Here is a 21,806-nt window from a genome sequence, read left to right as displayed (position 1 = left end):
CCCTGGTGCATGTGTGAGGCCGCGGCGTGCGGCCCTGCGTCAGCCCGGAGCGCGCCGCGCACGGGGTGCGGCAGCTTTCTTGGCTGCGGGGGCGGCCTTGCGTGCTGCGGTGCGTGGCTTGGCGGCAGCCTTGGCCTTGGGGGCGTCCGGGTCCGCGGTCGCGGCGCGCGCGCCCTGCATGCCCTGCGCCGCCATCTGCGCGGCCATGTCGGTGGCCGTCTTGAGGGCGCCGCTGGCCATCTCGCGCGTGGCCTCGAACGCCGCCTGGTGCGAACCCGCATCCTGCATTGCATTGGCCGCGATCTGCTGGAACTGGCTGGTCAGCGCGCCCCACCATTGCATCGGGTCCACCATGCCGGGGGCTGCGGACGCCGACGCCGCCGCTGGCGGGGGCTCGTCGGGCGGCGGCGCGGGCGATGCCGCAGGCGCCGCGGCAGCCGCGGTAGCCGCGCGCCCCGCCTTGCTGTCGGCTGCGGCGCGCGCGGCGCCAAACGTGCCGGCCAGGTCGCCCATGGCCATGTTCATGTCCTGCAGCGTGGCCAGCGTCATCTTCTGCACCTCCAGCGCCTGCACGGTGGCGGCGATCGCGCGCGCGTTCTGCTCCAGCCAGAACTGCACGGCCTTGAGCTCCTGGATGCGCTTGTCGAGCTCTTCCACGCTCACGGTGGGCGCCACCCAGCCCGACAGCGCGGGCATGGCCGGCATGCCTGCGGCGGCGCCCTTGGCCAGGCTCTGCAGGAAGTCGAAGCCCGGGACGAAGCGCCCGAAGCCGAAGGGGGAGGTATCGCTCATGGCCGCTCCTGTGCGTGGGAATGGGACTGTGGCCGACAGCTTACCGCCAATGCCCCGCATCGCGCCAGCGCGCACACCTCCTGCGCATGCCCCTCAAACCCCGTCAATGCGTGGTTTTCTCGTGCAAACCCGCATGAATACTGCCACTGCGCGCACAGACACCGCCTAGAATTCGGGCACCAGCTTGACTGGCATGCATTCCGACATTCAAAAAATATCCAGCACCATGGCAACTGCAAAGAAAACCACCGCACCGGTGAAGAAGACCGTCGCCGCCAAGAAGGTTGCGGCACCCGCCAAGAAGGCCGCCGTGAAGAAGGTCGCAGCGCCCGCTGCACCAGCTGCACTCAAGCCCGTGAAGGAGCCCTTCACGAAGACGGCCCTGGTCGCCCACCTGGCCACGCAAGCCGGCGTCGAGCCCAAGGCCGCCAAGGCCGTGCTCGCGGCGCTGGAGACGGCCATCCTCGGCTCCGTGCACAAGAAGGGCTCCGGCGAGTTCACGCTGCCCGGTCTGCTGAAGATCGGCCTGCAGCAGGTGCCTGCCAAGAAAAAGCGCTTCGGCAAGGATCCGTTCACGGGCGAAGAGCGCTGGTTCCCGGCCAAGCCCGCATCGGTCAAGATCAAGACCCGCGCCCTCAAGAAGCTCAAGGACGCCACGCTCTGATCGGCACAACGCCCCCAAAGAAAAAGCAGCCCGCGGGCTGCTTTTTCTTTGCCTGCGGCAGGCCTGCCGCGCGGCGGCATCACGCCACGCGCGGCTGCAGGTAAAGGTCCGCCAAGCGCTTGCGCGCCGCTTCATTCACGCCGAGGCGCTGCGACAGGTACTGCTGCATGCCACCATGGTCGTGCTCCACGGCCTGCAACGCCGCCTGCAGAAAATCCTCCTGCACGCGCCAAATCACGTTCAGCACGGCCTCCGGCGCGGAGCTCTTCAGCCCCGCCGGGCGGCGGTACAAGCCATTGGTGAGCAGATAGTCCTGCATCACCACCTCGCGCGACACCCCGAGGGCCAGCAGGATCAATGCGGCGGCAAACCCCGTGCGGTCTTTGCCCGCCGTGCAATGGAACACCAGCGGCGTGTCATCGGCCAGCAATTGCTCGAAGAGCCCGGCAAACTGCTCCGCGTTGTCGGACACGAAGGCCCGGTAGGTGTCCTGCATCAGCCCCACCGCAATCGGCGCCGTGATCTGGTGGCCCGCTATCGCCATCTCCTTGGCCCGCTGCACCACCGTAGGCTCGATGGGCAGCGCGTGGTAGCGCACCTCCGGCAGGGCATATGCCAGCGCCGCACTCTCCGCCTGTCCCCGGAAATCCACGGTGCGCGTCAATCCCAGCCCCGCCAGCACACGGGCATCCTCGGGCGTCAGCCCCGCCAGATGGTCGGACCGGAAAAGCCTGCGCCACCGCACGGTACGACCCTCCTCCCCGACATACCCACCCAGGTCGCGAAAGTTGGAGGCCCCGGAAAGCGAAAGAGAGCGTGAATAGTCATCCATGCAGAACACTGTAGTCCAAAGCACGCAGCTTCACGTGACACCGGGCTGTGGCGCACATGGCCGCGGCAGCTCCGTGGCATGCATCTAATGGTTACGGAAATGCAAAACGCCTCAGAACCCGAAGGGTGCTGAGGCGTTTTTGATATGGTGGCCTGGGACGGAATCGAACCGCCGACACAAGGATTTTCAATCCTCTGCTCTACCAACTGAGCTACCGGGCCTGAGCCTTGAATTATAGCTCGAAAAAACAGGACCTATGCCAAGGCATGAAAAATATCTGCGAATCAGCCGTTGCGCTTGTTGCGCCCCAGATCCACGCCCAGTTGGCGCAGCTTGCGGTACAGGTGCGTGCGCTCAAGCCCCGTCTTTTCCGCCACGCGGGTCATGGAGCCGCCCTCGCGGGCCAAGTGGAACTCGAAATAGGCCTTTTCAAACCCGTCGCGCGCTTCGCGCAGCGGGCGATCGAGATTAAATCCCTGGTGAGACAAGGGAGCCTGTTCAGCCATGGGCATTACCGGTACCGCGGGCGCAGCGCCGTTGACCATGGCATTGGTATCGGACGAATGCGCGGCAGCCGTATGAGGAACCGCCGTTGCGGCCGATGGCTGCTGTGAACTGGGAATGCTGCGCGCCAGGCCCTGCTCAACCGCCTTGAGCAGCTTTTGCATGGTGATGGGCTTCTCAAGAAACGAGAACGCGCCGATGCGGGTGGCTTCCACGGCCGTGTCGATGGTGGCGTGCCCGCTCATCATGATCACGGGCATGGTCAGCATGCCGGCCATGGCCCATTCCTTGAGCAGCGAAACGCCGTCTGTGTCCGGCATCCAGATGTCCAGCAGCACCAAGTCGTAGCTGCTGGCCAGACGCGCGCTGCGTGCCTGCGTGGCGTTTTCGGCAAGGTCTACGCTGTGCCCCTCGTCGTTCAGGATTTCTGACAACAGGTCCCGGATACCCAGCTCGTCGTCGACCACCAGAATGTTTGCCATGTGTATAGATGCACCCTTGCTGCACGTGCCGCGGTGTTGTGTTAGAGCGCCACCGCCGATTCAGGGGCGAATGATAGCGACACTTGAGCGCCCATCACCACGCCGCCTTCCATGCGGTTGACCAAATCGATCCGCGCGCCATGCTCGTCGGCGATTTTTTTGACGACTGCCAGGCCCAGGCCCGTGCCGCGTGCCTTGGTAGTGACATAGGGCTCGAACGCGCGCTGCAGGATGTGCGGCGGAAAGCCCGCCCCGCAATCGGAAACAACCAGCCGCACGCGCTTAGCCGACTCGCTCCAGCGCGTGCTGATGCGCACCGCGGCCGTTGGCTGGCCGCCAGGCTCTGCGGCCTGCTGCGTCGCGTCCTGCGCATTCTGCAGCAGGTTGTGCACCACCTGGCGCAGTTGCTGGGCGTCGCCGGAAATGGGCGGGCAACGCGGATCGAGCTCGGCCTCCACGGGCACCTTCGCCGTTTCGGCGCCATAGAGCTGCAATACGTCGGAGACCAGCGCATTGAGATCCAGCGGATGCAGCTCGGCGGCGGGCAGGCGGGCGTAGTCGCGGAACTCGTTGACCAGGCGCTTCATCGCGTCCACCTGGTCCACGATGGTCTTGACCGACTTGGTCAGCACGGCCTGCTCGGCGTCGGGCAGCTTGCCCGTGAGCTTGAGTTCCAGCCGTTCGGCCGATAGCTGTATGGGCGTCAGGGGGTTCTTGATCTCATGCGCCAGGCGCCGCGCCACCTCGCCCCAGGCCTGGGCGCGTTGGGCCGAGACGATCTCGGAAATGTCCTCGAACACCAGCAGGCGCGCGTGGTCGGGCAGCTCCGCGCCCCGCGCCACCAGGCTGGTGCCCTGCGTGGTCACGCCGCCGCCCGACGCGTGCAGCTCGAACGGCTGCTGCCAGTGGCCCACGCCGTGGTGGTCGCGGTCGCGCAAGAAGGTGTCGAAGTGGCGCTGCACCGCGGCCGCGAAGTCGGCCAGGCCCGGCACATCGGCCAGGGGCTTGCCCTCATAGGCCGCCAGCGGCGCGCGCAGGATGCGGGTGGCCCCCGGGTTGGACGACTGCACCACGCCCTGGCCGTCGAGCACGATGACGCCGGAGGTGAGGTTGTCCAGGATGGTCTGCAGGTTGCCGCGCGCCGCCTCCAGCTCGCCCATGCTTTGCTCGACCGCACCCCGCGCCTCGGCCAGCTGCTGCGTCATGAGGGCGAAGGAGCGCGTCAGCCCGCCCAGCTCGTCCTTGCTCTGCAGCGCGGCCTTGGGCGACAGGTTGCCCGCCGCCACCTCGCGCACGCCGTCCGCCAGCACCAGCAGCGGGCGCGCCAGCTGGTTGCCCAGCACCACGGCCAGCAGCACCGCGCCGAACACGGCCAGGAACAGGCTCAGCGTGAGCGTGCCGATGTACATGCGCCGCAGCCCGCCGCGCGCCAGCGCCCGCTCCTGGTATTCGCGGTTGGCCTCCTGCACGGCGATGGCATTGGCCACCAGGGCCTGGGGCAGCGGCAGCGTGGCCTGCACGAAGCGCGGCTCGGCCAGCAGGCCCACGCCCGGGTTGGCGACCAGCACAAGTGCCCGCACGCGCGCGTTGTCCGCGGCCAGCGGGTCGTTGATGTCGTCCAGCCCCTCGATCTGGAACGCGATGCGCTCCTGCCGCGCCGTGCGGAACTGCTGAACGCTCGGGCGCTCGGGATTGAGCGAATAGCGCGACTGCCCGGCGCTGGCCACGGCCTGGCCTGCGGCATTCCACAGCACTAGGTCGGAGGCGCCCAGCTGGTCGCGCATGCGCTCCAGCACCAGGCCCGCCGCCGCGTCGGGCACCTGCCCCAGCTGGCTGCTGGCGGTACGGGTCTTGGTGGCCAGGTCGCTGGCGATGGTGTCCAGCGTGACGCGGGCCAGGCTCACGCCCGCCGTCAGCGCCCCCTCGACCTTGACGTCGAACCAGCTCTCGATCGACCGCGACACGAACTGGTAGGACACCACATAGATCAGCAGCCCGGGAATCACCCCCACCAGACCGAATATGCCCGCCAGCTTGATCAGCAGGTGGCTGCCGAAGCGCCCCCGCTTCAGGCGCACGCCCAGGCGCACCGCGCCCCAGACCAGCACCGCCAGCAGCACCAGGGCCACCAGCACGTTCACGCCCAGCAGCCAGGCGAAGTTGCGTTCGTACAGGGCCCGGTTGTTCGTGGCCTGGGTGAGCAGGAACAGCAGCACCAGGCCGATGGCGCACATCACGCCCGCGCCCAGCCCCAGGGCCCAGCGCACGGCGCGCGCGCGGCTGGCCGCCCGGCGCGCGGAGCCTGCGGGACGCGTCTCGCCGGCGCTCATCGCGCGGCCTCCGCGGCGGGCAGGCGCGTGCTGTGCGCCAGCACCATGCTCCAGCCCGAACGGCCCACGGCGCTGATCTGCAGCGGCCGCGGCAGTTGGGACATGTCCAGGCGGAACTGGAAGTTCACCACATAGGGCGTCTCCTCGCTGAGCACGCCTTCGTCGGCGATCTTCCAGCGGGCGATGCGCTGCATGGCCGAAAGCGCATCGGACAGCTCATCGAAGCTCTGGCCCAGCGACACGCCCAGGCCGGTGGGCGCGAACGGCGTGGAGGACTGCACCAGGCGCCAGCGGCGCGTGAGGGGCTGGTAGCTCAGGCGCAGAAAGCGCGTGGCGCGGGCCACGGTCTTGTCCGACCAATACCAGCGCTGGCGCACCACGTCGGCCTCGGCGATGAAATACATGGAGATGCCCTTGTAGAGGGCGTCCTCGACCAGCTCCGGCAACTCCAGTTGCAGTGCGGCCGTGAGGAACAGGCCGTCGGCCGTGTGGTCAAGCTGCAGCTGGGTGACCTCGCCATGGCCCTGCGCGCGCGCGGCCGTCGGCGGCGTCCAGAACGCCAGCAGGCAGGCCAGCACCGCACACCAGTGCAGCCAGATGCGCGCGCCCCGCTCAGGCGGCGGCTTTTTGCAACAATGCGTAAAAGAAACCGTCGTGCTCACCCGGCCCATTGTCCCGGAGTACCTCGCGCTTGTCCGGGCTGCCCGGGAATAAATGGCCCGGCGACGGCAGCAAATGCGCATCGGTGTTGTGTGCAAGAAACGCCTGGATCTGCGCCTCCCCCTCGGCGCGGAACACCGAACAGGTGCAGTACAGCATGCGTCCGCCCGGCCGCAGCAGCGGCCACAGCGCAGCCAGCAGACGCGCCTGCAGCGCGGCCAGCTGCGCCACGTCGCTGTCGCGGCGCAGCCAGCGCACGTCCGGGTGGCGGCGCACGATGCCCGATGCCGTGCAGGGCGCATCCAGCAAGATGGCGTCGAACGGCTCGCCGTCGCAGTCCTGCTGCCACCAGTCCTGGGGCGCGCCGGCGTCGGCCACGAGCACCTGGGCCGCAAGCCCCAGGCGGCCCAGGTTGTCGTGGATGCGCCCGGCGCGCTGCGCGTCCACCTCCAGCGCCGTCACCTGCCACGGCGCCCGCAGCGCGGCCGCCCATTCCAGCAGGTGCGCCGTCTTGCCGCCGGGCGCCGCGCAGGCGTCCAGCAGACGCAAGGGCTGCTGTGCATCCAGCCCGTCGAGCAGCAGCGGCGCCGCCATCTGCGCGGCCGCGTCCTGCACCGACACCACGCCCTCGCCAAACCCTGGCAGCTGCCCGACCGGCACGGGGCGGTGCAGGGCCACCCCGCCGTCACCGACCAGGCTCGCTTCAATATTCATAGCTGCCAACGCTCTCTGGTAAAGCGCTGGAGTGCTTTTTAACTTGGAAGCCCGCAGCACCATGGGAGCGGGCGCGTTGTTGGCCTGCAGGATCTGCTGCCACTGCCCGGGATGGTCGGCCCGCAGGCGCTTGATCCACCACGCGGGATGGTTCCAGACGGCAACCTCATCGCCCTCGGTGGCGGCCACCAGCGCATCGCGCTCACGCAGAAAGCGCCGCAGGCAGGCATTGACGAACGAGGCCTGGGCCTTTGTGGCCTGGTTGCGCTTGGCCGCCTCCACCGCCTGGTTCACCAGCGTGAACGGCTCATAGGGCGCGGCCAGAGGGTCCCAGGCCAGCGCGAGCGCGGTGCACAGCAGCGCGTCCACGCGCGGCGGCGGGTTGCGCGGCGCCAGCTGGCGGCGCAGCGCCTGGGCGCGGCCCAAGTTGCGCAGCACCTGGAACAGCAGCGCCTGCACGCCGGGGCGCAAGCGGGCGTCCACGGCGTCCAGCGCCGCCGTGCCTGACTGGCCGGCGCATATGGCCTGCAGCGCCGTGGCGGTGGCGTCCAGCAGCTTCCACAGCGCTGCCGCGGATCCGTGCGAGGGGGCCGGAGAGGTGACGGGGGGCATGCTCACAGCGTCTGCGCCTTCTTGAAGCCGAACAGCCAGGCCAGCAGGTTCGCCGGGAACTGTGCGATGGCCTGGTTGTATTGAACGACCGCCTCGTTGAACAAGCGCTGCGCCGGGTCGCGCAGCAACGCCACCTGTTCGCGCCGCTGCACCCAGGGGGCCAGTGCCGGCGGGGCGACGCCCTCGCTGGCCTGGGCGGCCTCGCGCAGAACGCTCTGCCAGGCGGTTTCCAGCACCTGCGCGGCGGCGGCCAGCGCCGCGGCCGCGCCGCCATCCAGCGGCCGGGCCCGCGCCACGGCCAGCGACGCCCCGAACTGCGTGGCCGCGGCCCACAGGGCCGCGTGGTTGTCATGCCCGCCGGCCGGCGGCGCGGCACGGAGGGCATCAGGCGAGCCCCGCGCCGCCTCGTACTCGGTCAGCAAGGCGATCCACCGCACCATGTGCGTGTCCAGGCCGCCGAAGGCCTGAATGGCCGCCGACCGCAGGCGGATGAGCCGGTTGTAGGCGCCCACCGCCCAGAACAGGAACAGCGCCAGAAGAATCCAGGTGGTCAACATGATCGCAACCAGGGCCGCCCGCTCGCGCTGCGCGGCCCCTCCCACCACAAGGTGACTTGAAACAAGACAAAAAAGAAACTCCCGGCCCGCCAGACAGGCAAGCCGGGAGCATTCAGTGCCCGCATACGGGATGCGAGACTGTCGGCGGCTTAGTCAGCCGTGTCGGCGCTGCCGTCGATCTCGGCGGCCGCATCCTCGGTGCCCATGCCGGCCAGTTCGGCCTCCTCGGCTTCGGCGATGGCGCGGCGCTCGGCCTCGTCCATGGCGTCCTTGGCCTTGCGGGCCTGGTGGTAGGCCAGGCCGGTACCGGCCGGAATCAGGCGGCCCACGATGACGTTTTCCTTCAGGCCACGCAGCTCGTCGCGCTTGCCCATGATGGCAGCCTCGGTGAGCACGCGGGTCGTTTCCTGGAAGGAAGCGGCCGAGATGAACGAGTCGGTCGACAGCGAGGCCTTGGTGATGCCCAGCAGCACGTTGGAGTACGTGGCGGGGATCTTGCCTTCGGACTGCAGACGCTCGTTGGTGTTGAGGATCTCGGAACGCTCCACCTGTTCGCCGGCGATGTAGGTGGACTCGCCCGGGTTCTCGACCACGACGCGGCGCAGCATCTGGCGAACGATCACCTCGATGTGCTTGTCGTTGATCTTCACGCCCTGCAGACGGTACACGTCCTGCACTTCGTCCACGATGTAGCGCGCCAGCTCCTCGATGCCCAACAGGCGCAGGATGTCCTGCGGGTCGGCCGGGCCGTCGACGATGGACTCGCCCTTGTTGACCACCTGGCCTTCGTGGACCAGCACGTTCTTTTCCTTGGGCACCAGTTCGTCCCAGACCTTGCCGTCCGGATCGGTGATCTGCAGGCGCACCTTGCCCTTGGTTTCCTTGCCGAAGGACACCGTGCCGGTGATCTCGGCCAGCATGCCCTTGTCCTTGGGGCTGCGGGCTTCGAACAGCTCGGCCACGCGCGGCAGACCGCCGGTAATGTCGCGGGTCTTCTGGCCTTCCACGGGGATACGCGCCAGCACCTCGCCGGGGCCCACGTCCTGGCCGTCGCGCACCTGGATCAGGGCGCCCACCTGGAAGCCGATGGTCACCGAGTGGTCGGTGCCGGGGATCTTCACTTCCTGGTTGTTGGCGTCGATCAGCTTCACCTGCGGACGCACCACCTTGGCGGAGCCGCGGCGCTTGGGGTCGATCACCACCAGCGTGGACAGGCCGGTCACCTCGTCCACCTGCTTGGCCACCGTGAGGCCTTCCTCGACGTTCTCGAACTTCACCTGGCCGGCGAATTCCGTGATGATCGGGCGCGTCAGCGGATCCCAGTTGGCCAGGATGGTGCCGGCCTTGATCTGCTGGTCGGCCTTCACCGTCAGCGTGGCACCGTAGGGCACCTTGTGGCGCTCGCGCTCGCGGCCATGTTCGTCCTGGATGATGACCTCGCCGGAGCGGGCAATCACCACCAGCTCGCCCTTGGTGTTGGTCACGTAGCGCATCGTGGCGTTGAAGCCGATGATGCCGTTGGACTTGGCCTCCACGCTCGACGCGATGGCGGCGCGCGATGCGGCACCACCGATGTGGAACGTACGCATGGTCAGCTGCGTGCCGGGCTCGCCGATGGACTGGGCGGCAATCACACCCACGGCCTCGCCGAGGTTGATCAGGCCGCCGCGGCCCAGGTCGCGGCCGTAGCACTTGGCGCACAGGCCGAAGCGCGTTTCGCAGGTCAGCGCGGTGCGCACCTTGACCTCGTCCACGCCGGCGGCTTCCAGCTCCTCGATCGTGTCCTCGTCCAGCATGCGGCCCGCGGGCACCAGCACGCCACGGGTCTCGGGGTGCAGCACTTCCTCGGCCGCCACGCGGCCCAGGATACGGTCGCGCAGCGACTCGATCACCTCGCCGCCCTCGACGATGGCGCGCATCAGCGAGCCGTTGGAGGTGCCGCAATCGTCTTCGGTCACCACCAGGTCCTGCGTCACGTCCACCAGGCGGCGCGTGAGGTAGCCCGAGTTGGCGGTCTTCAACGCCGTGTCGGCCAGACCCTTACGGGCGCCGTGCGTGGAGATGAAGTACTGCAACACGTTGAGGCCCTCGCGGAAGTTCGCGGTAATGGGCGTCTCGATGATGGAGCCGTCGGGCTTGGCCATCAGGCCACGCATGCCGGCCAGCTGGCGGATCTGGGCTGCAGAGCCGCGGGCGCCGGAGTCGGCCATCATGTAGATGGAGTTGAACGACTCCTGGTCCACCTCGTTGCCGTGGCGGTCGATGGTCTTTTCCTTCTTCAGGTGGTCCATCATGACCTTGGAGATGTCGTCACCGGCCTTGCCCCAGATGTCCACCACCTTGTTGTAGCGCTCGCCGGCCGTCACCAGGCCGGAGACATACTGCTGCTCGATCTCCTTCACTTCCTTCTCGGCGCGACCGATGATCTCGGTCTTCTGCTCCGGCACCAGCATGTCGTCCACGCAGATGGAGATGCCGGCGCGCGTCGCCAGGCGGAAACCGTTTTGCAGCAGCTTGTCGGCAAACACCACGGTTTCCTTCAGGCCGCACTTGCGGAAGCTCACGTTGATGAGCTTGGAGATTTCCTTCTTCTTCAGCGCCTTGTTGATGTTGGAGAACGGCAGGCCCTTGGGCAGGATCTCCGACAGCAGGGCACGGCCCACGGTGGTCTCGACCAGCGCGGTGGCGGGCTCGAACTCACCCGTGGCCTTGTTCTTGGTCCACTCGGTCAGGCGCACGTTGATCTTGGTGGCCAGCTCCACCTCGCCGGAGTCCAGCGCGCGCTGCACTTCGCCGGTGTCGGCGAAGATCAGGCCCTCGCCCTTGCCGTTGATCTTCTCGCGGGTGGCGTGGTACAGGCCCAGCACCACGTCCTGCGACGGCACGATGGAGGGTTCGCCCGAGGCCGGGAACAGCACGTTGTTGGAGGCCAGCATCAGCGTGCGGGCTTCCAGCTGCGCTTCCACGGACAGCGGCACGTGAACGGCCATCTGGTCGCCGTCGAAGTCGGCGTTGAAGGCCGCGCAGACCAGCGGGTGCAGCTGGATGGCCTTGCCTTCGATCAGGATGGGCTCGAAGGCCTGGATGCCCAGACGGTGCAGCGTGGGAGCACGGTTCAGCATGACCGGGTGCTCCTTGATGACCTCTTCCAGGATGTCCCACACCACGGGCGTGCCGGCTTCCACTTCCTTCTTCGCCGCCTTGATGGTGGTGGCGATGCCCATGGCTTCCAGGCGCGAGAAGATGAAGGGCTTGAACAGCTCCAGCGCCATCAGCTTGGGCAGGCCGCACTGGTGCAGCTTGAGCGTCGGGCCCACGGTAATCACGGAACGACCGGAGTAGTCCACGCGCTTGCCCAGCAGGTTCTGGCGGAAGCGGCCGCTCTTGCCCTTGATCATGTCTGCCAGGGACTTCAGCGCGCGCTTGTTGGCGCCCGTCATGGCCTTGCCGCGGCGGCCGTTGTCCAGCAGCGAGTCCACGGCTTCCTGCAGCATGCGCTTTTCGTTGCGCGCGATGATCTCGGGAGCCTTCAGCTCCAGCAGGCGACGCAGACGCGAGTTGCGGTTGATGACGCGGCGGTACAGGTCGTTCAGGTCCGACGTGGCGAAGCGGCCGCCGTCCAGCGGCACCAGCGGACGCAGGTCCGGCGGCAGCACGGGCAGCACGTCCAGGATCATCCACTCGGGCTTGATGCCGGACTTCTTGAACGCCTCCAGCACCTTCAGGCGCTTGGCGTTCTTCTTCACCTTGACTTCGGAGCCCGTCAGGTCGCCGCGCAGGCGCTCGATCTCGGTCTCGATGTCGATGGCTTCGAGCAGGTCCTTGATGCCCTCGGCGCCCATCTTGGCGACGAACTCATCGCCGTATTCCTTGCGCTTGGCGTCGTAGTCGTCCTCGCTCATGATGCTGAACTTCTTCAGCGGGGTCATGCCGGGGTCGGTGACCACGTAGGCTTCGAAGTACAGCACGCGCTCGATGTCGCGCAGCGTCATGTCCAGCACCAGGCCCAGGCGCGACGGCAGGGACTTCAGGAACCAGATGTGGGCGCAGGGCGCGGCCAGGTCGATGTGGCCCATGCGTTCGCGGCGCACCTTGGTCTGGGTGACTTCCACGCCGCACTTCTCGCAGATCACGCCGCGGTGCTTCAGGCGCTTGTACTTGCCGCACAGGCACTCGTAGTCCTTGATCGGGCCGAAGATCTTGGCGCAGAACAGACCATCGCGCTCGGGCTTGAACGTGCGGTAGTTGATGGTCTCGGGCTTCTTTACCTCGCCGAAGGACCAGGAACGGATCTTCTCGGGCGATGCCATGCCGATCTTGATGGCATCGAAATGCTCATCCGGCGTGAATTGCTTGAACAGGTCGAGTAGCGATTTCATGTGACTCTTTCCCTTTTCATCAAAAATCATAGCTGCCGGCGCTTGATGGGCGGCCATCTACAGGCCAAATCCCATCAAAACCGAATGCAGGCAAGCGCCAGCAGCTCACTTTTTTATAAATCGGCCCCGATCAGGAGCGTTCCAACTCGATATCCAGGCCCAGGGAGCGGATTTCCTTGACCAGCACATTGAACGACTCCGGCATGCCGGCCTCGATCGAGTGCTCGCCCTTGACGATGTTCTCGTACACCTTGGTGCGTCCCTGCACGTCGTCGGACTTGACGGTCAGCATTTCCTGCAGCACGTAGGCCGCACCGTAGGCCTCCAGCGCCCACACTTCCATCTCACCGAAACGCTGGCCGCCGAACTGGGCCTTGCCGCCCAGGGGCTGCTGCGTGACGAGCGAGTACGGGCCCGTGGAGCGCGCGTGCATCTTGTCGTCCACCAAGTGGTGCAGCTTCAGGTAGTGCATGTAGCCGATGGTCGTCGGGCGCTCGAAGCGCTCGCCCGTGCGGCCGTCGAACAGGTAGGCCTGGGTGCGCGTATCGGTCAGGCCCTTGGCCTTGGCGATGTCGTCCGGATAGGCCAGCTTGAGCATGTCCTTGATCTCTTCCTCGGAGGCACCGTCGAACACCGGGGACGCATAGGGCACGCCGGTGGTCAGGTTGGCCGCCATGGCCATCACATCGGCGTCGCTGAGCTGGCTCAGGTCCTCCTGGCGGCCCCGGGAGTTGTAGACCTCTTCCAGGAACTTGCGCATCTCGGCGGCCTTGGCCTGCTCCTGCAGCATGTTGCCGATGCGCTGGCCCAGGCCCTTGCCGGCCCAGCCCAGGTGGACTTCCAGCACCTGGCCGATGTTCATGCGCGAGGGCACGCCCAGCGGGTTCAGCACGATGTCGGCAGGCGTGCCGTCGGCCATGTAGGGCATATCTTCGACCGGAACGATCTTGGACACCACACCCTTGTTGCCGTGGCGGCCGGCCATCTTGTCGCCGGGCTGCAGGCGGCGCTTGACGGCCAGGTAGACCTTGACCATCTTCAGCACGCCCGCGGGCAGCTCGTCGCCCTGCGTGAGCTTCTTGCGCTTTTCCTCGAAGGCCAGGTCGAAGCTGTGGCGCGTTTGCTCCATGGCGTTCTTCATGGACTCGAGCTGGGCGGCCACCTCGTCCTCGGCGGGACGGATGTCGAACCAGTGGAACTTCTCCACGCCGGCCAGGTAGGCCTTGTCGATCTTCGTGCCCTTGGCCAGCTTCTGCGGGCCGCCGTTGGCCACGCGGCCGGTGAGCAGCTTCTCGATACGGTCGAAGGCGTCGGCCTCGACGATGCGCAGCTGGTCGTTCAGGTCCAGGCGGAAGCGCTTGAGCTCGTCGTCGATGATCTGCTGGGCGCGCTTGTCGCGCTGGATGCCTTCGCGGGTGAAGACCTGCACGTCGATCACGGTGCCCGACGAGCCCTGGTCCACGCGCAGCGAGGTGTCCTTCACGTCGGACGCCTTCTCGCCGAAGATGGCGCGCAGCAGCTTTTCTTCGGGCGTCAGCGTGGTCTCGCCCTTGGGCGTGACCTTGCCGACCAGCGTGTCGCCGGGCTGCACTTCGGCGCCCACGTAGATGATGCCGGACTCGTCCAGGCGGTTCAGCTGCTGTTCGGACAGGTTCGGGATGTCGCGCGTGATTTCCTCGGCACCCAGCTTGGTGTCGCGGGCCATCACCACCAGTTCCTCGATGTGGATCGAGGTGTAGCGGTCTTCGGCCACCACGCGCTCGCTGATCAGGATCGAGTCCTCGAAGTTGTAGCCGTTCCAGGGCATGAACGCGATCAGCATGTTCTGGCCGATGGCGATTTCGCCCAGGTCGGTCGAGGCGCCGTCGGCCACCACGTCACCCTTGGCCAGCACGTCGCCGCGCTTGACGATGGGGCGCTGGTGGATGTTGGTGTTCTGGTTGGAACGCTGGTACTTGATGAGGTTGTAGATGTCCACACCCACCTCACCGGCCACGGCCTCGGCGTCGTTCACGCGCACCACGATACGCGTGGCGTCGACGTAGTCCACCACGCCGCCGCGCTTGGCGGTCACCACGGTGCCGGAGTCGACGGCAGCCACGCGCTCGATGCCGGTGCCCACCATGGGCTTTTCCGGGCGCAGAACGGGCACGGCCTGGCGCGACATGTTGGCGCCCATCAGTGCGCGGTTGGCGTCGTCGTGCTCCAGGAAGGGCACGAGCGATGCGGCCACCGACACGATCTGCGCGGGCGACACGTCCATGTACTGCACGCGGTCGGCCGACACCAGGGTCGATTCACCCTTCTCGCGGGCCGACACCAGGTCGCCCGTCAGGCGGCCTTCGGCGTCCAGCGTGGCGTTGGCCTGGGCGATGATGTACTTGCCCTCCTCGATGGCCGACAGGTAATCGATTTCCATCGTCACCTTGCCGTCGGCCACACGGCGGTACGGCGTCTCGATGAAGCCGTACTCGTTCAGGCGCGCGTACAGGGCCAGGGAGTTGATCAGGCCGATGTTCGGGCCTTCGGGCGTTTCGATCGGGCAGACGCGGCCGTAGTGGGTCACGTGCACGTCGCGCACTTCGAAGCCGGCACGCTCGCGGGTCAGACCGCCCGGGCCCAGGGCCGAGACGCGGCGCTTGTGCGTGATCTCGGCCAGAGGGTTGGTCTGGTCCATGAACTGCGACAGCTGCGAGGCGCCGAAGAACTCCTTCAGGGCCGCGGAAATCGGCTTGGAGTTGATCAGGTCGTGCGGCATCAGCGGCTCTTGCTCAGCCTGGCCCAGACGCTCCTTCACGGCCTTTTCGATACGTGCCAGACCGGTGCGGTACTGGTTCTCGGCCAGTTCGCCCACGCAGCGCACGCGGCGGTTGCCCAGGTGGTCGATGTCGTCCACCTCGCCCTTGCCATTGCGCAGATCCACCAGGATCTTGACCACGGCCAGGATGTCCTCGTTGGACAGCACCATGGGGCCGGTGGATTCGTCGCGGCCGATCTTGGCGTTGAACTTCATGCGGCCCACGCGCGACAGGTCGTACGTGTCCGGGTTGTAGAACAGACGCTGGAACAGGGCCTGCACGGCGTCTTCCGTCGGCGGCTCGCCGGGGCGCATCATGCGGTAGATGGCGACGCGGGCGGCGAACTCGTCCACCGTCTCGTCGATGCGCAGCGTCTGCGACATGTACGCGCCCTGGTCGAGCTCGTTGGTGTAGATGACCTGCAGGTCCTGCACGCCCGCCGAACGCAGCTTCTTGAGCAGCGCTTCCGTCAGCTCTTCGTTGGCCTTGGCCAGGATTTCGCCCGTGTCGGAGTCAACGATGTTGCGCGCCACGACGCGGCCGATCAGGAAGTCCTCGGGCACGCTGATGTGCGTGGTGCCAGACTGCTCCAGCTCGCGGGTGTGGCGCGCGGTGACGCGCTTGTCCTTGGCCACGACCACCTTGCCGGACTTGTCGGTGATGTCGAAACGCGCCACCTCGCCACGCAGGCGGTCGGAGACGAATTCCATCTGCGCACCGCTGTCCATGAGGCGGAAGTTGTCATTGACGAAGAAGTTCGCCAGGATCGACTCGGGATTCAGGCCGATGGCCTTGAGCAGGATCGTGACCGGCATTTTGCGGCGACGGTCCACGCGGAAATAGAGCACGTCCTTCGGGTCGAATTCGAAGTCCAGCCACGAACCGCGGTAGGGGATGATGCGCGCCGAGAACAGCAGCTTGCCCGAGCTGTGGGTCTTGCCCTTGTCGTGCTCGAAGAACACGCCGGGGGAGCGGTGCAGCTGCGAGACGATCACGCGCTCGGTACCGTTGATGATGAACGAGCCCTTGTCGGTCATCAGGGGCACCTCGCCCATGTAGACCTCTTGCTCCTTCACTTCCTTCACCACCTTGGACTGCGCCGTCGAAGACTCGCGGTCATAGATGATGAGCTGCACCTTGGCACGCACTGCCGAGGCGAAGGTCAGTCCGCGGGTCTGGCACTCGCGCACGTCGAAAGCTGGCTTGGCCAGGTTGTATTCGACGAACTTCATTTCCACAAAACCATTGTGGGAGACAATGGGGAACGCGGAGTTGAAGGCGGCTTGGAGGCCCTCGATGCTGCGCTTTTGCGCAGGAGTATCTGCCTGCAGGAATGCGGTATAGGCATCCCGCTGCATCTGCAGCAGATAAGGTACTTTGAGCACGCTGTCACGGCTACCGAAGCTCTTGCGGATCCGCTTGCGTTCGGTATAGCTGTACGTGGATGTTTGGGCCATGAGATCTCCGGGCAAAGACATGGAATGAGGTCTTCGACTACTGCCCCACAAGGGCGCATCCTTGCAGGCTTGGCGGTTGGCCACTACCAACCATGGCGGACGGTGATGCGTTGCACATCACCCGAACCAAGGCGTCTTCTGTTGTCGGCTGGATCAGAAGACACTAGAAAGTAGCCTTGCCGGCCACTTTCTGGTGTGCTCTGGAGCATGTTCCATAAGCACCAAAGGCTGGAGGCCTTTCACAAGACCCCCAGCCCAGGAGACAAGGTCGATTACTTGAGTTCGGCCTTGGCGCCGGCTTCCACCAGCTTCTTGACGGCGGCTTCGGCGTCAGCCTTGGCCAGCGCTTCCTTGACGTTCTTGGGAGCGCCGTCCACCAGGTCCTTGGCTTCCTTCAGACCCAGGCCCGTGATTTCACGCACGGCCTTGATGACGGAGACCTTGTTGGCGCCGGCGTCGGTCAGCACCACGTTGAACTCGGTCTTCTCTTCAGCGGCAGCAGCACCACCGCCGGCAGCGCCACCGGCAGCGGGAGCGGCCATGGCGGCAGCGCTCACGCCAAACTTCTCTTCAATGGCCTTCACCAGGTCATTGAGTTCCATGACCGTCATGCTGTCCAGCGCGGTCAAGAATGCGTCTTTATCGAATGCCATTTTGATTTCCTAACAATTGGTTGAGAGGGGGACGATTGCAGAAACCGCCTCAGGCGGCTGCAGCTTCGCCTTCGCCTTTTTGGGCCGCCAAAGCACCCAGCACCACGGCGGTGCGGGAGATAGGCGACATCAGCAAGCCACACAGCTGAGCCAGCAGCACTTCCTTGGAAGGGATGTTGGCCAGTTGCTTCACGCCGTTCACGTCCAGGGCCTTGCCCGCGAAAGCGCCACCGCGAATGACCAGCTTGTCGTTGGTCTTCGCGAAATCGGCCACCACCTTGGCGGCGGCCACAGCGTCTTCGGAGAAGCCATAGATCAGGGGACCGGTCATCTGGTCGGCCACCACGTCAAACTGGCCGCCAGCCACAGCACGGCGGGCCAAGGTGTTCTTCAGAACACTCAGGCTCACACCCTTGCTGCGAGCGTCGACGCGCAGTTTGGTCATGTCGGCCACCGTGATGCCACGGTATTCCGCGATCACGAGCGTTTGAGCTTTAGCGGCGAGGCTGGTCACTTCATTGATGACCGCTTCTTTCTCACTGCGATTAAGACTCAAGGTCTACTCCTTAAATTGCGCAGTCCGGGAGACCCCTTTCTGCGCGCTCTTTGTTGCAGCGACCAACTGTTGAGGAACATGCATTCCATCTGCAGCGGGATCGCCATCTGCGTTGGCTCCGTGAATTTAAATGCAGCCACCTGCATACCAACGGTCTTGGATGGCCTAATGCATTGCTGCACCAGCCCACCAACGAGGCGCCCTTATCGGGCACCTCAAGATTTCTCGCGATTAAGCCGCGATGGACTGCGTATCCACCCGCACGCCCACGCCCATGGTGGACGACACGGCCACCTTGCGCAGATAGACGCCCTTGCTGGTTGCAGGCTTGGCCTTGTTCAGCGCCTCGACCAGTGCCGCCAGGTTGCCCTGCAGCTTGTCGTTGTCGAACGAACGACGACCGATGGTGCTGTGGATGATGCCGGCCTTGTCCACGCGGAATTGCACCTGACCAGCCTTGGCGTTCTTCACGGCCGTGGCCACATCGGGGGTCACCGTGCCGACCTTGGGGTTCGGCATCAGGCCACGCGGTCCGAGGATCTGGCCCAGCGTACCCACCACGCGCATGGCGTCAGGTGCAGCGATGACCACATCGAAAGGCATGTCGCCAGCCTTGACCTGGGCAGCCAAATCGTCCATGCCGACCACATCCGCACCAGCGGCCTTGGCTTCTTCAGCCTTGGCGCCTTGTGCGAACACCGCAACGCGGGTGGTCTTGCCCGTGCCGTGCGGCAGCACCACCGCGCCACGCACCACTTGGTCAGACTTCTTGGCATCCACGCCCAGCTGAACGGCCACGTCGATGGATTCGTCGAACTTGGCCGTAGCGGCGTCCTTCACCAGGACCACGGCCTCGGCGAACGGATACAGCTTCGTGCTGTCGACCTTGCCCTGCAGGGCCTTTTGCTTCTTGGTCAGCTTTGCCATTTAGAGGCCCTCCACCGTCACGCCCATCGAGCGGGCGGAGCCAGCCAGCGTACGGATGGCAGCATCCACGCTCGCAGCGTTCATGTCCTTCAGCTTGGTCTTGGCAATCTCTTCCAGCTGTGCACGGGTGATCTTGCCGACCTTCGTGCTCAGTGCATTGGAGGAGCCCTTGTCCAGCTTGATGGCCTTCTTGATCAGCACGGTGGCTGGCGGCGTCTTGATGACAAAAGTGAAGCTCTTGTCAGCAAATGCCGTGATCACCACAGGCAGAGGCAGTCCTGGCTCAACGCCCTGGGTCTGCGCATTGAATGCCTTGCAGAACTCCATGATGTTGAGGCCGCGCTGACCCAGTGCCGGGCCAATCGGAGGGGAGGGGTTGGCCTTACCAGCTGGCACTTGCAGCTTGATGAAGCCGACGATTTTCTTCGCCATAGTTGCTCCTTGCGGGTCATAACGCCTGATTCAACAACCAGGCTCCCCGGGGTTACCGACTCTCTGTTCTCGATCGCGCCGAGTCGAAAAGCGCAAACATCATTCCGTTGTTCAGGTCTTTTCGACCTGACCAAACTCCAGCTCCACGGGAGTGGAACGGCCAAAAATCATCACGGAAACGCGCAGGCGGCTCTTTTCGTAGTTGACCTCTTCCACAGAACCATTGAAGTCTGTGAAGGGGCCTTCCTTGACGCGCACCAGCTCTCCCACCATGAACTCGATCTTGTGGCGAGGCTTGTCCGTGCCTTGCTGCATCTGGCTCACGATCTTCTGAACTTCCTCTTCAGAGATCGGTGCGGGGCGGTTCTTCACCCCACCAACAAAACCCGTCACCTTGCTGGTGTGCTTCACCAGATGCCAGGTGTCGTCGTCCATCACCATTTCGACGAACACATAACCGGGAAACAGTCGCCGCTCGGTGGTTTTGCGCTGCCCGTTCTTCATCTCGACCACTTCTTCGGTCGGGACAAGAATGCGGCCGAACTTTTGCTGCATGCCCGCACGGGCGATGCGCTCCTGAATGTTGCGCTCCACCGCCTTTTCCATTCCGGAATAGGCATGCACTATGTACCAGCGCAAGTCGGGATTCACCACAGCATCCACGGGAGGCTGAGCACCACTTGCATCTACGGCATCCACCATCACTTCCTCCAACCCAAGATCAAGTCGTACAGAACCCATTCCAAGGTCTTGTCCGTGAACCAGAGGAATAGCGCCATCACCACGACAAATGCGAACACGTAGCCCGTCATCTGCAGCGTTTCTTTGCGCGTAGGCCAAACAACCTTCTTGACCTCACGCCATGCATCACGAGCAAAACCGATGAATTGGCGCCCATGCTCCGAAACAAGGAACATCGCCACGGCCAGCAACAGCCCCAGCAGCAGAACCCCCCACTGAATCAAGGGACCCTGCTTACCCAGCACATAAAAACCAGCGATAGAAGCAAGAACGATCGCCACCGCAGCGAACAACTTTGCCTTGTCCGCACCGGTCGTAACCGTTTCAACCTGGGAAGTGGCCATAGATGAGATTTTCGCCTTTTCGATCTGACGCCTCACAAGACGCCGAAGCCCGCCAGACTCTGGCGGGCTTGTCTGTCACCACAATTAAGTGGCAGGGGCAGTAGGAATCGAACCTACAACCTTCGGTTTTGGAGACCGACGCTCTGCCAATTGAGCTATACCCCTTCGATCCTTTGATTACGCAATGATCTTGGCAACGACGCCGGCGCCCACGGTGCGGCCACCTTCGCGGATGGCGAAGCGCAGGCCTTCTTCCATGGCGATGGGGTTGATCAGCTTGACGGTGATCGACACGTTATCACCAGGCATCACCATTTCCTTGTCGGCCGGCAGCTCGATGGAGCCGGTCACGTCGGTGGTGCGGAAGTAGAACTGGGGGCGGTAGTTGTTGAAGAAGGGCGTGTGGCGGCCGCCTTCGTCCTTGCTCAGCACGTACACCTCAGCCGTGAAGTGGGTGTGGGGCTTGATGGAGCCGGGCTTGCACAGCACTTGGCCACGCTCGACGTCTTCGCGCTTGGTGCCGCGCAGCAGCAGACCGACGTTGTCGCCAGCCTGGCCCTGGTCCAGCAGCTTGCGGAACATTTCCACGCCCGTGCAGGTGGTCTTTTGCGTGTCGCGGATGCCGACGATTTCGATTTCTTCGCCGACCTTGATGATGCCGCGCTCGACGCGGCCGGTCACCACGGTACCGCGGCCGGAGATGGAGAACACGTCTTCCACGGGCATCAGGAAGGCGCCGTCCACGGCGCGCTCGGGCGTCGGGATGTAGGTGTCCAGTGCCTCAGCCAGGCGCAGGATGGCGGGCTCGCCCTTGTCGGACTGGTCGCCTTCCAGGGCCAGCTTGGCCGAGCCGCGGATGATGGGGGTGTCGTCGCCGGGGAAGTCGTACTTGTCCAGCAGTTCGCGCACTTCCATTTCGACGAGTTCCAGCAGTTCCTCGTCGTCCACCATGTCGCACTTGTTCAGGAACACGATGATGTAGGGCACGCCCACCTGGCGGGCCAGCAGGATGTGCTCGCGGGTCTGGGGCATCGGGCCGTCAGCGGCCGAGCACACCAGGATGGCGCCGTCCATCTGGGCGGCACCGGTGATCATGTTCTTGACGTAGTCGGCGTGGCCGGGGCAGTCCACGTGGGCGTAGTGGCGAGTGGACGTTTCGTATTCCACGTGCGAGGTGTTGATCGTGATGCCACGCGCCTTTTCTTCGGGGGCGTTGTCGATCTGGTCGTAGCCCTTGGCTTCGCCGCCGAACTTCTTGGACAGCACCGTGGCGATGGCCGCCGTCAGCGTCGTCTTGCCATGGTCCACGTGACCGATCGTGCCCACGTTCACGTGGGGCTTGGTACGCTCAAACTTACCTTTTGCCATTTTC

General features: G+C 65.2%; 17 protein-coding genes and 2 tRNA genes. 1 reads left to right on the top strand and 18 read right to left on the bottom strand.

The annotated features are described in order from the left end of the window. Nucleotides 1–39 precede the first annotated feature (39 nt). Nucleotides 40–792, bottom strand: coding sequence for a PhaM family polyhydroxyalkanoate granule multifunctional regulatory protein (locus BP68_RS15280; RefSeq protein ID WP_496373271.1), 753 nt, complete (start codon nucleotides 790–792; stop codon nucleotides 40–42). 226 nt (nucleotides 793–1,018) lie between these two features. Here BP68_RS15280 and BP68_RS15275 point away from each other — a divergent pair, with 226 nt between their 5' ends. Further along, the gene (locus BP68_RS15275; protein ID WP_496373269.1) at nucleotides 1,019–1,456 is read left to right on the top strand and encodes an HU family DNA-binding protein; all 438 of its coding nucleotides are present in this window, start codon (nucleotides 1,019–1,021) and stop codon (nucleotides 1,454–1,456) included. Nucleotides 1,457–1,535: 79 nt separating this feature from the next. On the opposite strand, the gene BP68_RS15270 is transcribed toward BP68_RS15275, so the two are convergent. The 17 genes from BP68_RS15270 to tuf form a co-directional block, all read right to left on the bottom strand. Next, a complete protein-coding gene (locus tag BP68_RS15270) occupies nucleotides 1,536–2,288 on the bottom strand; it encodes a tyrosine-protein phosphatase (RefSeq protein ID WP_496373267.1) in 753 nt (250 codons plus the stop codon). A 145-nt stretch (nucleotides 2,289–2,433) separates the two neighbouring features. After that, nucleotides 2,434–2,509: transfer RNA gene (locus BP68_RS15265), tRNA-Phe, on the bottom strand. Nucleotides 2,510–2,572: 63 nt separating this feature from the next. Further along, nucleotides 2,573–3,274 carry a response regulator gene (locus BP68_RS15260; RefSeq protein WP_496373265.1) on the bottom strand — a complete coding sequence of 234 codons (702 nt, stop codon included), beginning with the start codon at nucleotides 3,272–3,274 and terminating at the stop codon, nucleotides 2,573–2,575. Nucleotides 3,275–3,315: 41 nt separating this feature from the next. Next, nucleotides 3,316–5,604: a sensor histidine kinase gene (locus BP68_RS15255; protein WP_496373263.1), complete on the bottom strand. Its 2,289-nt coding sequence runs from the start codon at nucleotides 5,602–5,604 to the stop codon at nucleotides 3,316–3,318. Further along, nucleotides 5,601–6,182: a DUF4390 domain-containing protein gene (locus tag BP68_RS15250; RefSeq protein WP_496373261.1), complete on the bottom strand. Its 582-nt coding sequence runs from the start codon at nucleotides 6,180–6,182 to the stop codon at nucleotides 5,601–5,603. Before BP68_RS15250 ends, BP68_RS15255 begins: the two co-directional genes overlap by 4 nt. A gap of 34 nt (nucleotides 6,183–6,216) precedes the next feature. Further along, the gene (rsmB, locus tag BP68_RS15245) at nucleotides 6,217–7,590 is read right to left on the bottom strand and encodes a 16S rRNA (cytosine(967)-C(5))-methyltransferase RsmB (protein ID WP_496373477.1); all 1,374 of its coding nucleotides are present in this window, start codon (nucleotides 7,588–7,590) and stop codon (nucleotides 6,217–6,219) included. Nucleotides 7,591–7,592: 2 nt separating this feature from the next. Beyond that, entirely contained in the window at nucleotides 7,593–8,147 is a 555-nt protein-coding gene (locus BP68_RS15240; protein ID WP_496373259.1) for a LemA family protein, read from the bottom strand. A gap of 149 nt (nucleotides 8,148–8,296) precedes the next feature. After that, nucleotides 8,297–12,526, bottom strand: a complete 4,230-nt coding sequence (gene rpoC, locus BP68_RS15235; protein ID WP_496373257.1) for a DNA-directed RNA polymerase subunit beta' — start codon at nucleotides 12,524–12,526, stop codon at nucleotides 8,297–8,299. 130 nt (nucleotides 12,527–12,656) lie between these two features. Further along, a complete protein-coding gene (gene rpoB, locus BP68_RS15230) occupies nucleotides 12,657–16,781 on the bottom strand; it encodes a DNA-directed RNA polymerase subunit beta (RefSeq protein ID WP_496373255.1) in 4,125 nt (1,374 codons plus the stop codon). 272 nt (nucleotides 16,782–17,053) lie between these two features. Further along, nucleotides 17,054–17,434: a 50S ribosomal protein L7/L12 gene (rplL, locus tag BP68_RS15225; RefSeq protein ID WP_496373253.1), complete on the bottom strand. Its 381-nt coding sequence runs from the start codon at nucleotides 17,432–17,434 to the stop codon at nucleotides 17,054–17,056. A gap of 49 nt (nucleotides 17,435–17,483) precedes the next feature. Further along, nucleotides 17,484–17,990 (bottom strand): 50S ribosomal protein L10, encoded by a 507-nt coding sequence (rplJ, locus tag BP68_RS15220; protein ID WP_496373251.1) that lies wholly within the window; start codon nucleotides 17,988–17,990, stop codon nucleotides 17,484–17,486. Between the two features lie 231 nt (nucleotides 17,991–18,221). After that, entirely contained in the window at nucleotides 18,222–18,917 is a 696-nt protein-coding gene (gene rplA, locus BP68_RS15215) for a 50S ribosomal protein L1 (protein WP_496373249.1), read from the bottom strand. Further along, nucleotides 18,918–19,349: a 50S ribosomal protein L11 gene (rplK, locus tag BP68_RS15210; RefSeq protein WP_496373247.1), complete on the bottom strand. Its 432-nt coding sequence runs from the start codon at nucleotides 19,347–19,349 to the stop codon at nucleotides 18,918–18,920. A 111-nt stretch (nucleotides 19,350–19,460) separates the two neighbouring features. Further along, complete coding sequence (gene nusG / locus BP68_RS15205) at nucleotides 19,461–20,051, bottom strand: transcription termination/antitermination protein NusG (RefSeq protein ID WP_496373245.1); 591 nt, start codon at nucleotides 20,049–20,051, stop codon at nucleotides 19,461–19,463. After that, entirely contained in the window at nucleotides 20,051–20,434 is a 384-nt protein-coding gene (secE, locus tag BP68_RS15200) for a preprotein translocase subunit SecE (RefSeq protein ID WP_496373243.1), read from the bottom strand. The genes nusG and secE overlap by 1 nt, the downstream gene beginning before the upstream one ends. Nucleotides 20,435–20,523: 89 nt before the next feature. Further along, nucleotides 20,524–20,599 (bottom strand) — tRNA-Trp (locus BP68_RS15195). Nucleotides 20,600–20,611: 12 nt separating this feature from the next. Next, nucleotides 20,612–21,802, bottom strand: a complete 1,191-nt coding sequence (gene tuf / locus BP68_RS15190; protein WP_496371092.1) for an elongation factor Tu — start codon at nucleotides 21,800–21,802, stop codon at nucleotides 20,612–20,614. Nucleotides 21,803–21,806: the final 4 nt, after the last annotated feature.

The organism is Diaphorobacter oryzae DSM 22780, assembly GCF_059568935.1.
The sequence above is the reverse complement of the archived record's forward strand: the minus strand, read 5'-3'. Positions and strand labels throughout refer to the sequence as shown.